General features: G+C 33.4%; 15 protein-coding genes. All 15 read left to right on the top strand.

What is annotated here, in order from left to right; translation table 11 throughout:
* Position 1: 1 nt before the first annotated feature.
* The 15 genes from LK443_RS08705 (at position 2) to LK443_RS08635 (ending at position 12,460) form a co-directional block, all read left to right on the top strand.
* Entirely contained in the window at positions 2-1,510 is a 1,509-nt protein-coding gene (locus LK443_RS08705) for a BCCT family transporter (RefSeq protein ID WP_227931522.1), read from the top strand.
* 158 nt (positions 1,511-1,668) lie between these two features.
* Positions 1,669-2,532, top strand: a complete 864-nt coding sequence (locus tag LK443_RS08700; RefSeq protein ID WP_227931521.1) for a S1 RNA-binding domain-containing protein — start codon at positions 1,669-1,671, stop codon at positions 2,530-2,532.
* 33 nt (positions 2,533-2,565) lie between these two features.
* Positions 2,566-3,009, top strand: a complete 444-nt coding sequence (locus LK443_RS08695; protein WP_227932487.1) for a Fur family transcriptional regulator — start codon at positions 2,566-2,568, stop codon at positions 3,007-3,009.
* The gene (gene xerD / locus LK443_RS08690) at positions 2,999-3,892 is read left to right on the top strand and encodes a site-specific tyrosine recombinase XerD (RefSeq protein ID WP_227931520.1); all 894 of its coding nucleotides are present in this window, start codon (positions 2,999-3,001) and stop codon (positions 3,890-3,892) included. Before LK443_RS08695 ends, xerD begins: the two co-directional genes overlap by 11 nt.
* Positions 3,893-3,919: 27 nt before the next feature.
* Complete coding sequence (gene deoB, locus LK443_RS08685; protein WP_227931519.1) at positions 3,920-5,089, top strand: phosphopentomutase; 1,170 nt, start codon at positions 3,920-3,922, stop codon at positions 5,087-5,089.
* A gap of 83 nt (positions 5,090-5,172) precedes the next feature.
* Positions 5,173-5,988 (top strand): purine-nucleoside phosphorylase, encoded by an 816-nt coding sequence (locus LK443_RS08680; RefSeq protein ID WP_227931518.1) that lies wholly within the window; start codon positions 5,173-5,175, stop codon positions 5,986-5,988.
* 20 nt (positions 5,989-6,008) lie between these two features.
* Positions 6,009-6,761, top strand: a complete 753-nt coding sequence (locus LK443_RS08675) for a segregation and condensation protein A (protein WP_227931517.1) — start codon at positions 6,009-6,011, stop codon at positions 6,759-6,761.
* Positions 6,754-7,362 carry an SMC-Scp complex subunit ScpB gene (gene scpB, locus LK443_RS08670; RefSeq protein WP_227931516.1) on the top strand — a complete coding sequence of 203 codons (609 nt, stop codon included), beginning with the start codon at positions 6,754-6,756 and terminating at the stop codon, positions 7,360-7,362. Before LK443_RS08675 ends, scpB begins: the two co-directional genes overlap by 8 nt.
* 18 nt (positions 7,363-7,380) lie before the next feature.
* Positions 7,381-8,106 (top strand): pseudouridine synthase, encoded by a 726-nt coding sequence (locus LK443_RS08665; protein ID WP_227931515.1) that lies wholly within the window; start codon positions 7,381-7,383, stop codon positions 8,104-8,106.
* A gap of 202 nt (positions 8,107-8,308) precedes the next feature.
* Positions 8,309-8,794, top strand: coding sequence for a tRNA (adenosine(37)-N6)-threonylcarbamoyltransferase complex ATPase subunit type 1 TsaE (gene tsaE / locus LK443_RS08660; protein ID WP_227931514.1), 486 nt, complete (start codon positions 8,309-8,311; stop codon positions 8,792-8,794).
* Positions 8,778-9,305: a GNAT family N-acetyltransferase gene (locus LK443_RS08655; RefSeq protein WP_227931513.1), complete on the top strand. Its 528-nt coding sequence runs from the start codon at positions 8,778-8,780 to the stop codon at positions 9,303-9,305. The genes tsaE and LK443_RS08655 overlap by 17 nt, the downstream gene beginning before the upstream one ends.
* A 3-nt stretch (positions 9,306-9,308) precedes the next feature.
* On the top strand, positions 9,309-10,010 hold the full coding sequence (locus LK443_RS08650; protein ID WP_227931512.1) for a 5'-methylthioadenosine/adenosylhomocysteine nucleosidase: 702 nt from the start codon (positions 9,309-9,311) through the stop codon (positions 10,008-10,010).
* 18 nt (positions 10,011-10,028) lie between these two features.
* Positions 10,029-10,970: a Gfo/Idh/MocA family protein gene (locus tag LK443_RS08645; protein ID WP_227931511.1), complete on the top strand. Its 942-nt coding sequence runs from the start codon at positions 10,029-10,031 to the stop codon at positions 10,968-10,970.
* Between the two features lie 38 nt (positions 10,971-11,008).
* The gene (gene murB, locus LK443_RS08640; RefSeq protein ID WP_227931510.1) at positions 11,009-11,911 is read left to right on the top strand and encodes a UDP-N-acetylmuramate dehydrogenase; all 903 of its coding nucleotides are present in this window, start codon (positions 11,009-11,011) and stop codon (positions 11,909-11,911) included.
* A 12-nt stretch (positions 11,912-11,923) separates the two neighbouring features.
* A complete protein-coding gene (locus tag LK443_RS08635; RefSeq protein WP_227931509.1) occupies positions 11,924-12,460 on the top strand; it encodes an ECF transporter S component in 537 nt (178 codons plus the stop codon).
* Positions 12,461-12,864: the final 404 nt, after the last annotated feature.

Below are 12,864 nucleotides of genomic sequence, written 5' to 3'. Positions count from 1 at the left end.
CATGAAAAAGAGATTACATCAAGAAATTGACTGGGTTTCTACCATCATACCTTTATTAGGGGTACTATTTTTAGGAGTACTATTTTTAGTAATTCCAGAACAATCATCATTGATTTTAGGAGGTATTCGTACTTGGCTAGGAGATCAATTTAGTATTTATTATGCGCTTTTAGGAGTGGGGATTTTTAGTTGTAGTATGTATGTTGCTTTTTCAAAATATGGTTCTATTGTTTTAGGGAAAGGAGAAAAACCTGAATACACTTCATTCCAATGGGGAGTGATGATTTTTACTTCTACAATGGCTGCGGATATTTTGTTCTATTCTTTATGTGAATGGGCACTATATGCCAATGAAGACTATGTAGCTCAATTAGGTGGCGTTCAAAGATGGGCTCCTACATTTCCACTATTCCACTGGGGACCAATTGCTTGGGGATTTTACATTATGTTAGCTGTGGCGTTTGGTTTTATGTTACATGTGAGGAAAGTAGAAAAACAAAAATTCTCTGAAGCTTGTCGTCCTATTTTAAAAGATAAAGTAGATGGATGGATGGGTAAAGTTATTGATTTAATTGCAATTTTTGCCTTAATTGCTGGAACTGCAACAACTTTCTCATTAGCAACTCCTTTATTATCAGCAGCAATGGGTCATGTTTTTGGGTTTGAAAACTCAACTGGGGCAACGATTGTTATTTTATTATTAATTGCTTTAGTTTACACTTCAACAGTGTTATTAGGAATAGAAGCTGTTTCTAAATTAGCAACTTATTGTTCCTATTTATTCTTTGCTTTATTAGCATACTTCTTATTTGCCGGTGGAGAAACAGTTTATATTTTAGAAACTGGATTCAGCTCTATTGGGAATTTAGCGCAAAACTTTATTGGATTAGCGACTTGGTTAGATCCGTTGCGTGAAACATCATTCCCACAAAAATGGACGATTTATTATTGGGCTTATTGGATGGTTTGGTGTGTAGCAACTCCATTCTTTATTGGTAGTATTAGTAAAGGTCGTACCATTAAGCAAACCATTTTAGGGGGTTATTCTTGTGGGATTGCCGGAACATTTACTTCATTTATTATTTTAGGAAACTATGGTTTATCACAACAATTAAAACATGGTTTAGATATTTCGAGCAGTTTAGTTAAGGATACCCCAGATTATGCAGGTATCATTTTGAAAATTTTTGATACGATGCCTTTAAGTCAGTTAGGGTTGATTTTATTGGCTGTGACAATGATTGCTTTTTATGCAACAACATTTGATGCGTTGACTTTAGTCATTTCTGCTTATTCTTATAAGACTTTAAAGGATACGCATGATTCTGATAAGCGTGTTCGTATGTTTTGGGCAGTAGTGTTTATTATTTTACCGATTGCATTAATTTTCTCAGAAAATTCAATGTATAATTTACAATCTGTGGCGATTATTGCAGCATTCCCAATCGGATTAATTATTGTTCTAATTGTGGCAAGCTTCTTAAAAGATTTGAAAGCTTATATAGAATAGAAATTGACTTTTCTAAAGTAGCAAAAGGACGCCAGCAGCTTTGCTAAAGCGAAAATAAAAAAACATTCCTATACTACTATGGGACTGCTTTTTTTATTTTCGCTTTTATGATTTCTGTGTTAGAATAGGAATGCTAAATAAGTAAAGGAGGGAAAGCGATGACAAGTGATTTATCTACTATTATTCAAGCTATTGTGACGGATGAAAATGATAAAGCTTACTTTGTTCAAAAACAAGGTGAAACGTATCGTGTTTCAAAAAAATCCGATGTAACTTTAGCCATCGGTGATGTCGTGACAGGCTTTGTATATGAAAATAGTGATCGTAAGAAAATCATGACCCTTGATATTCCAGAAGTAACCAATGAAACTTATGGATGGGCAACGGTTACTCAAGTAAGAAAAGATTTGGGCGTATTTGTATCTATTGGACTGCCTGATAAAGACATGGTTGTTTCATTAGATGAATTACCAAACTTAAAAGAATTATGGCCAAAGAAAAATAATCGATTATATGTAACTTTAATTAAAGATAAGAAAAATCGTACTTGGGCAACTATGGGGGATGGAACAGAGTTAAAAGCCAAATCTATTAGAGCGAATCAAACGTTGAAAAATAAAGATGTATCTGCAACTGTAACGAATGTAAAATTAGTAGGAACATTTTTAATGACAGAAGAAGGGTATCGATGCTTCTTACATCCAAGTGAACGATTATATGAACCAACACTTGGTGAATTCATCAATGTACGAGTGATTGGTGTTCGACCAGATGGTGTATTAAATGTGTCTATGAGACCAAGAGCCTTTGAAGCAATTGGGGATGATGCTGAAATGATTTTAACAATGTTAAGAAATCGTCCAACACATACTTTGCCATATTGGGATAAAACAGATCCAACGATTATAAAAGAAATTTTTGGAATTAGTAAGGGACAATTCAAACGTGCGATTGGTTCCTTGTTAAAAGCGAAAAAGATTACACAATCAGAAGGATTTATTCAATTAGTCGAAGAAGAATAAGAATTGAAATGGAGGGATAGGACTGTGTTAACAATGGAAGGCATCAAAAAGAAATTGCAAGAAGAGGGTTTTAAATTAACTCCTCAAAGACAAGCAACCGTTGCAATTTTATTAGAAAAAGAAGATGACCATCTGAGTGCTGAAGCTATATATATGCTTGTTAAACGGAAATATCCTGATATTGGATTAGCAACAGTCTATCGTACATTAGAAATTTTAACAGATTTAAATATTACTTATCGAGTTGTTTTCGATGATGGATTAGCTCGTTATGATTTAAAACGAGATGAATCGAATCGCTTCCATCATCATTTACTATGTAATAAATGTGGAAATATTGAAGAAATTCATGAAAACTTATTAGGTGAAGTAGAGAAAATCGTTGAAGAACGATTTCATTTTAAAGTAGAAGATCATCGTTTAACTTTCCACGGTATTTGTCAAAAATGTAGAGAAGGTGAAACTCATGCAACGTAATTTGGATTATTTTGTAGATTCATTAGCAATTCAAGGATTATCTCAAAATACAGTCATGAGTTATCAAAGAGATTTAATGAAATTTTACCAATTTTTGAAAGAACATCAGATTCGAGATTGGAAAGAAGTCGATTATTCTCTGATTGTGTTATTTTTACAAGCTTTAAAACAGGATGGCTATGCGACAAGTTCTACGAGTAGAATGATTAGTTGCTTAAAAAAGTTCTTTAAATTTTTACAACAGGAACAATTGGTGGAAACAAATCCAGTACAACCCCTGAAAGTTCCTAAAACGAGTAAGACGTTGCCAAAAGCTCTAACGGTTGATGAAGTTACTCAAGTTTTAAATTCCTGTGATACTTCAACCGTATTAGGATTAAGAGATAAAGCTATGTTAGAACTCCTTTATGCAACTGGAATGCGTGTTAGTGAGTTAATTACTTTAAAACTTAGTGACTTGCATTTAGAATTAGGATTTCTTCAAACAATTGGTAAAGGAAATAAACAAAGAATTATTCCAATTGGGCAAGCTGCCACTAATTGGGTTCAGCATTATTTAACTTATGCAAGAGTGGTGTTAGAACAGGAGTCAAATCCAGTGGAATATTTGTTTTTAAATCATCGTGGAAATGGATTTACAAGACAAGGTTTTTGGAAAAATTTAAAGAAAATTGTTCAAGAAGCAGGCGTTCATAAAGAAGTAAGCCCCCATACATTGCGCCATTCATTTGCAACGCATATTTTAGAAGCCGGGGCTGATTTGAGAATTGTGCAAGAATTATTAGGACATAGCGATATTAGTACGACTCAAATTTATACGCATTTAACAAATGAACGTATGAAGGAAATTTATCAACAAGCGCACCCTCGTGCGAAAAAATAAAATTTTATACAGAAAGAAGAATGTCAGATGAAATTTAAAAGAATTCACGTAATTGTAATGGACTCAGTAGGGATTGGAGAAGCACCAGATGCTGCTGCATTTAATGATGCAGGTTCTCATACATTAGGACATATTTCTGAAACTGTTGGATTAAATGTTCCAAATATGCAAGCTTATGGATTAGGAAATATCGCTTCATTAAAAACTGTACCACCAGTCGAAAATCCAAAAGGAAGCTATACGAAATTAGAAGAAGTTTCTGTAGGAAAAGATACAATGACAGGTCACTGGGAATTAATGGGATTAAATATTAAAACACCATTTAGAGTATTCCCTGATGGATTCCCTCAAGATTTATTAGATAAAATTATAGAGTTTTCTGGAAGAAATATTGTATGTAATCAACCATATAGTGGAACAGCTGTTATTGATGATTTTGGTAAACATCAAATGGAAACAGGTGATTTAATCGTTTATACAAGTGCTGACCCAGTATTACAAATTGCAGCTCATGAAGAAATTATTCCATTAGAAGAATTATACCGTATTTGTGAATATACAAGAGAAATTACAAAAGACGATCCATATATGATTGGTCGTATTATTGCTCGTCCATATATTGGAACACCAGGTAACTTCCAACGTACTTCAAACCGTCATGACTATGCATTAAGTCCATTTGGTCAAACAACATTAGATTTCTTAAAAGAAAAAGGATTTGATGTTATTGCGATTGGTAAAATTAATGACATTTTCAATGGTCAAGGAATTACTGAATTTGTACGTACTAAAAACAATATGGATGGTGTTGATAAATTCGTAGATATCTTGAAAAAAGATTTCACTGGAATGAGCTTCTTAAACTTAGTAGACTTCGATGCTGCTTATGGACACCGTAGAGATACTGTTGGATATGGTAAAGCATTAGAAGAATTCGATGCACGTATTCCAGAAATTTTAGAACATATGCATGAAGATGATTTATTAATTATTACTGCTGACCATGGTAATGACCCTACATTCCCAGGAACTGACCATACTCGTGAGTATATTCCAGTTTTAGCAATTAGCAAATCACTTCAACATCCAACACGTTTAACTCAAGGACATTTCTCAGATATTGCTGAAACAATTTCTGAAAACTTTGGCGTATCTTCAACAGGAAACGGACAAAGCTTCTTAAATGAATTACAATAATACATTGTGGAAATTCAATGAGTTCCATTATTGGATTTCCACTTCTTTTTTAAATTATCTAAAAAAAGAGAGGAAAGAATAGCATGGCTTTATATGATCAATTATTAGAAACAAAACAATTTTTACAAAGTAATGGAGTTCAAGGGATTGATTTTGGATTAATTTTAGGGTCTGGACTAGGAGAATTAGCAACGGAAGTTGAAAATTCAGTTATCTTCGATTACAAAGATATTCCAAACTTCCCAGTATCGACAGTAGTAGGTCACGCTGGACGTTTAGTATACGGAGAATTATCAGGTAAAAAAGTTTTAATTATGGATGGACGTTTCCATTTTTATGAAGGATATCCAATGGAAACAGTTACGTTCCCAATTCGTTTAATGAAGTTATTAGAAGTGGAAACGATGATTGTGACAAATTCAGCTGGAGGAAGTAATCCAAACTTCAAACCTGGTGACTTAATGTTAATTACAGATCATATGAATATTACAGGTACAAATCCATTAATTGGTGCAAATGATGACCGCTTTGGACCTCGTTTCCCTGATATGTCACATGCTTATCATGTATACGGACAAGAAGTTGTTCGTAAAGCAGCTAAAGAAGTAGGAGTACCATTACAAGAAGGAGTTTATACAGGTTTATCTGGGCCAACTTATGAAACACCAGCGGAAGTTCGTATGGTCCAAGTATTAGGTGGAGATGCAGTTGGGATGTCAACGGTTCCTGAAGTTATTATTGCGAACCATTCAGGAATTAAAGTGATTGGTATTTCTTGTATTACAAACCTAGCAGCAGGATTACAAGCAAACTTAAACCATGAAGAAGTTGTAGAAACAACTCAACGTGTGAAAGAATCATTCAAAGGTTTAGTTCGTAAAGTCATTGAAATTTATTAATTAGAATAGGAGTAGAGAAAGTGGATGCGTTAACGCTACGAATTGGGGAATTTGAAGGCCCAATGGATTTGTTATTACATTTAATTAAAGAGATGAAAATTGATATTTATAACATTCCAATGGTGGAATTAACGCATCAATATTTATCCTATATTCATTCCATGCAAGAAATGGAATTAGAAGTCGCTAGCGAGTATTTATTAATGGCAGCAACTTTATTAGAAATTAAAGCAAGAATGCTTTTACCGAAACCAAAAGTGGAAATGGATGAAGTTGAGGTAGAAGAAGATCCTAGGGATGAGTTAGTTGAAAAATTAATGGAATATAAGCAATTCCAAGAAGGTGCCAAAAAACTGGAAGAACTTTCGGTTCAAAGAGGCATGCATTATGGAAAAGAAGCAAGTGATTTATCTGCTCTTCAAGAAATTATTCCATTACAAGAAGGTCAAGTAACGACTCAAGATTTATGGAATGCATTAAAGAAAATCGCAAGAAGAAATCTTGATAAAATGCCTCTACAAGCAAATATTCAACATGAAACACATACGGTAGAGGAAATGATGGATTCGATTTTAACAAAAATTCAAGAAAATCCTCAAAAAAGTATTCGATTTGATAAATGTTTTCCTTCGTTTCATCGTCATGCCATTGTAACAACATTTTTGGCGATGTTACAATTAGTAAGGGAACATAAAATTCGATTGGTACAACATGTACCTTATGAAGATATTGTTTTAGAAACTTTCGATAAAGGTGGTGCATTTAGTGAATAATTATTTAGCAGCAATTCAAGCTTTATTATTTGTAGCAGGAGATGATGGCTTAACACTAGAAGAAATTAGTTATGTCGTTGGCATTGATAAAACGGCAGTTCGACAACTATTGGAAGAATTAATGGAACAATTAAAAGATGAAACAAGTGGTTTAGAATTGATTTTAACGGCACAACGATATAAGTTTGTGACGAAAGCATCATTAAAACCATACCTTGAAAAATATGCTGTTTCTCCATTTTCTTCTCAATTATCTAGTGCAGCTCTTGAAACATTGGCCATTATTGCTTATAAGCAACCAATCACAAGATTAGAAGTGGAAAGCATACGTGGAGTTCAATGTAGTGGATCGATTCAAAAATTATTATTAAGAGATTTAATTGAAGAAGCAGGTCGAATGGATAGTCCAGGGCGTCCAAAATTATATCGTACGACCACTTATTTTATGGATTATTTTGGATTAGAAACATTGGATCAATTACCAGATGTTGAATCATTACTAGAATTAAATCAAGAAGAAAGTAAGCAATTATTTAAAAATAATGAAGACTTGTTTGCAGAATTAGAACAAATGCATCAAGAGGAAGAAAACATTTCGTAAGGGAAGAAGGAGTATCTAGTGGAAAGATTACAAAAAGTCATGGCGCATGCTGGAATTGCATCTCGTAGAAAATGTGAAGCCTTTATTGAAGAAGGTCGTGTAAAAGTAAATGGCACAGTTGTTAGAGAATTAGGATACAAAGTATCTCAATCCGATAAAATTGAAGTAGATGGCATTCCAATTTATAAAGAAGAGCCTGTTTACTTTATGTTTTATAAACCAAAATCTGTTTTATCAAGTGTAACAGATGATAGAGGACGTACGGTTATTAGTGATTATTTTAAAGATATTTCTCAACGTGTCTATCCGGTAGGAAGATTAGACTATGATACAACGGGATTAATTTTATTAACGAATGATGGAGAATTTGCGAATTTAATGACGCATCCAAAACATCATGTAGAAAAGAAATATATTGCTAAAGTAAAAGGTGTTCCAACACCACGTCATATGAGACAATTAGAAAGAGGTATTTGGATTGATGGCAAGAAAACTTCTAAAGCAGTTGCCAAAATTTTATCCGTTGATACGGAAAAAAATACTGGGATTGTTTCTTTAACAATTCATGAAGGTTGGAATCACCAAGTGAAGAAAATGTTTGAAGCGGTAGAATTACCCGTTCAAAAATTAAAACGTGAAGAATTCGGATTTTTAACATTAGAAAATTTAAGACCGGGAGATTATCGTGAACTTCGTGCATTTGAAGTTCAAAAATTGATTCGTTTAGCAAAAAATGAAATTTAATTGACTGGAGTCTTCAACACAACTATTTTATAAATATAGCCACTTACTATATTGGTGGGATATAAGTGTATTGTATGTAAATCTAATTTTTAAATACAACGGATTTGAAAAACAATTCTAATAAAATAGATAATTATGGTATAATGACAGGAGTAAACCTCTTGTCTTTTTTTGAGGAATTTTCACCGAAGTGAGGAACAATATGACGATTACAATTCAAACGACATCACAAGAAGAAACAATGAAAATCGGCGAATTATTAGCAAAAGGTGCCTTTGCTAACAGCACCATCATTTTATCTGGAGATTTAGGAGCTGGTAAAACGACTTTTACAAAAGGATTTGCTTTAGGATTAGACATTACACGTGTCATTAAAAGTCCAACCTACACTTTAATTCGTGAGTATACTAAAGGTCGCTTGCCTTTATTTCATATGGATATGTATCGTATTGAAGAAAGTGGAGGAGCGAGTGAAATTGGGTTAGAGGAGTATTTTCATCGTGAAGGTGTCGTAATGGTGGAATGGGCAAATTTTATCGAAGAAGAATTACCTATGAATCGATTAATTATTTCTATCGAACAAACTACCCTCACTACTCGCACCATTACACTTGATGCTATAGGTGAAGAATACGAAAAATGGTTGAATCAATTTGAGAGTTGGTGGAGAAATGCAAGAGAAAGTTGAATTAGAAATTGAAGTTGTGTCAGTAGAAGATGCAGAAGCTTTAATCGAATACACGAAAAAAGTTGGCAAAGAAACGGAATTTTTAAGTTTTGGTGAAGAAGGATTAGAGTTAAGTATCCAACAAGAAGAATTATATATTCAATCTGTTTTAGAAAGTGATAATCAAATGATGCTGCTTGCAAAATTAGGACACGAAATTATTGCAGTCGCTTCAATTGGAGGAAATTCAAAAGAAAAATTCCAACATGTGGGTGAATTAGGCATTAGTATTTTAAAAGAATATTGGGGGCAAGGGTTAGGAAGTGCCTTAATGGAAGAATTATTGTCATGGGCACAAGACTATTCACCTCTTGAAAAAATTAAATTAACAGTTGTTCAAGAAAACGTTGCAGCGATTGCTTTATATAAAAAGTATGGATTTGAAGTAGTAGCGATTGAAGAAAAAGAAATGAAAGTAAATGGTCAATATTATGATGTCATTCAAATGGCCTATTTTTTAGAGAGGGAGTAATACATGAAAGTCGGAATTATTGCAGCGATGGAAGAGGAAAAACGTCTTCTATCTGAAGAAATGACAATTGAAAAAGAAGTCAAAATTGCAGGATGGACATTTTTAGAAGGAAGTTTAAATGGCGTATCGATTGTATTAGTGCAATCAGGTATTGGCAAAGTAATGTCGAGTGTGACAGCTGCTTTATTAATTCATCATTTTAATGTGACACTGGTCATTAATACAGGATCAGCGGGTGGATTTGGAACAGAAATGAATATTGGAGATATTGTTGTTGCTACAGAATTAGCGTATAGTGATGCTGATGTAACAGCCTTTCAATATGAATATGGACAAATGCCAGGGATGCCTGCACGTTTCCAAGCTCAAGTAATTGAAGATGATGTCATTAAAGAAATTCAGTCAGAATTGAATTTGTCTGTATTTAAAGGATTAGTCGTTTCATCAGATAGTTTTATTCATCGTGAAGATCAACGATTATTAATTTTAAAACATTTCCCGGATGTTTTAGCAACTGAAATGGAAGGAGCTTCTATTGCGCAAGCTTGTTATGCCTTACAAACGCCAGTCATTGTTGTTAGAGCAATCTCGGATATGCCACAAAAAGGAACATCAGCCGTTGATTTTGATACATTTATTGTTGAAGCAGGTCGTAAATCAGCGTTGATTGTTCATCAATTATTACATCATTTAAAAGAAGATTAATGATTAGGGGGAGTTCTCGTGTTAAATATTGGAGTAGTTGGGATTGGTGCGATTGCACAAAAAGCCTATTTACCAGTAATGCGCTCAATTGGCAATGTGAAATGGTATATGTGTACTAGAAATGTAGAAGTTTTACAACGAGAATCAAAATTATTAGGACGTTGTATTCCGTGTAGTAGTGTAGAGGAATTATTACAGTTTGACTTAGATGGGGTTATGATTCATGTTTCAACAGAGGCTCATGTTGAAGTTGCAAAGCAATTTTTAGAAAAAGGAATACCTGTTTATTTAGATAAACCAATTGCCCCAAGTTATGATGAAACAGTTGAATTATATCGTTTAGCCAAAGAAAATCAAACTTTCTTAACAGCAGGATTGAATCGACGTTTCGCTCCAAAAGTAGTGGAATTAAAAAATGTCCCTCATAAGAAGAGAATTATTACAGAAAAGAATTGTACGATTCCAAGTTTTGATAATCGTACACGTATTTTTGATGTTTTTATTCATCCTTTAGATACAGCATTATTTTTAATGGATGAAAAACCAAAACGTGGGTCATTTTATTATAAGAAAAATCGTGGTATGATTGAACAATGCACAATTTATTTAGAAAATGAAGAACAATCAGCCATTGTAATGATGAATACAGCTTCGGGTGCTAATCTTGAAAGAATTGAAGTTCAAGCTGAAACGGGTACTTTTTCATTACAAAATTTAACAGATTTGACCATTTATCAAGGCGGAGAAGAAATTAAAGATCATTTTTCATCATGGGATTCAACTTTGTATAAGAGAGGATTTGAAAGTATTGTTCATTCCTTTATTATTGCTGTTCAAACGCAGGAGGATAACCCAGTTTCTCCTATGTCTAGTTTATTAAGTCATTTTATTTGTGAGAGATTAGCACATGCAAAAGCACCTGAAGGATTTTTATCATTTGACGTAGAAACTGATGAATAGTATCATAAAAAAGATATTGCAAAATAGGAGAGAAAAAGATGAAAGAATGGTGGAAAGGGCAATTTCCAGAAGTAAAAGTATGCTTCCATGAACCTTTAAAAAAATATACTTTTACTAGAACAGGTGGAGAAGCTGAATGTTTAATTTTTCCAAAAGATAAACATGAAACAGCAAAAATTATTACAGCCTTGCAAGAAAAACAAATTCCTATTACCGTACTAGGGAATGCCAGTAATGTTATCGTTAGAGATGGTGGTATTAAAGGAGCGGTTATTTTATTAAATGAAATGACTGCTATGAAAGTAATGGGAAATAAAGTTTTAGCGGAAGCTGGAGTATCTTTAATTGAAGTGACAAAATGCGCATCAGAACATTCTTTAACAGGATTAGAATTCGCATGTGGTATCCCAGGAAGTGTTGGGGGAGCCATGTATATGAATGCAGGTGCTTATGGCGGAGAAGTTTGCGAAGTGGTTGAATATGTCGATGTTGTAACTCGTACTGGTGAAATCAAACGTTTAACGAATGAAGAATTAAAGTTTTCATATCGTCATAGTGCCTTACAAGAAAGTGGAGATTTAGTCATTGACGTCTGCTTTAATCTAAGAGCAGGGCAAAAGGAAATGATTCAAGCTAAAATGGAAGAATTAACGCATTTACGTGAAAGTAAACAACCTTTAGAATATCCTTCTTGTGGAAGTGTCTTTAAACGTCCAGAAGGGCATTTTACTGGAAAATTAATCCAAGATGCTGGACTTCAAGGATTTCAAATTGGGGGCGCTCAAGTGTCTAAAAAGCATGCAGGCTTTATTGTGAATATTGATCATGCAACTGCTACGGATTATTTAGCGGTGATTCAACATGTTCAAGAAGTTGTATTTGAACAATTCCAAGTAACGCTAGAACCAGAAGTAAAAATTATTGGTGAAGAGTCAAAGTAGAGGAGAAAAATGATGAAAGAAAATAAATTCATAAAAACTGGTCTTCTTCATATTGTTTCATTAATTGTTTTAGTTCTTAGTTATCACTATGTAGGGATTACAGTGCCTTTTTTTGAAGGAGTGGAAATCAACTTCTTTTATATTTTATTAGCGATTGTAGCTGGTTTAGCTGGTTCGTTATTTGCTGCTGTTGTTGGTGTTTCAACGATTTTAATTGATTTGTTATTAGGAACGACAGAGCAATGGGTTGCGATTGCGATTTCTGTAGGGATGCTTGGGTATGTTTTTGGTTTAGGCATTCGTCGTAAGTCGTTTTTATCGGGTACTTTTTCTCGTCATGATGCTTTACGGTTTAATGTGATTCAAGTGGTTGCGAATGTAATTATTTTTGGTTTGATTTTACCGACCTTAGAGGTCTTTTTCTATCAAGCTTCTACGGCAGTTGTTTTTATTAATGGTTGGATTTTAAGTATGATGAATTCAATTTTGATTGCCATTTTCGCAACAGCTTTGTTTAAATGGATTGCGAATCGTGTGAAAGATAAATAAAGAATATTTTTAAAATCATTCTTTATTTTGGGATTTGTCGAACAACCTATTTTTTTTGTACATTGAGATAGGGTTAGAAAAAGTAAGGGTGCAACTGCACTTATGAAAAATTTTATTTTTGCACCCTTGTTTTTGAAAGAAAATTCGTGAGAATATTAGCATATTGAAGAAATTATAAGAAAATGTTATAATATTTTTGAAAAAGTGTTGACATTTATGTTAAGGAAGTGACCATAATGGACAAGACAAGACAAGACAAGACAAGACAAGACAAGACAAGACAAGACAAGACAAGGTTGTAATATGCTTAAACAACCTTTTATTTAGTGTGCATTTTTCTGTGCGTAAAGCATTGGAAAATGCACATTTTTTTATATCTAGATTGTTTTATGCTAACACTTTTA

This window comes from Granulicatella elegans, from assembly GCF_020735385.1.
Classification (GTDB): Bacteria; Bacillota; Bacilli; order Lactobacillales; family Aerococcaceae; genus Granulicatella; species Granulicatella elegans_B.
This window is presented reverse-complemented; position numbering and strand designations above follow the sequence as displayed.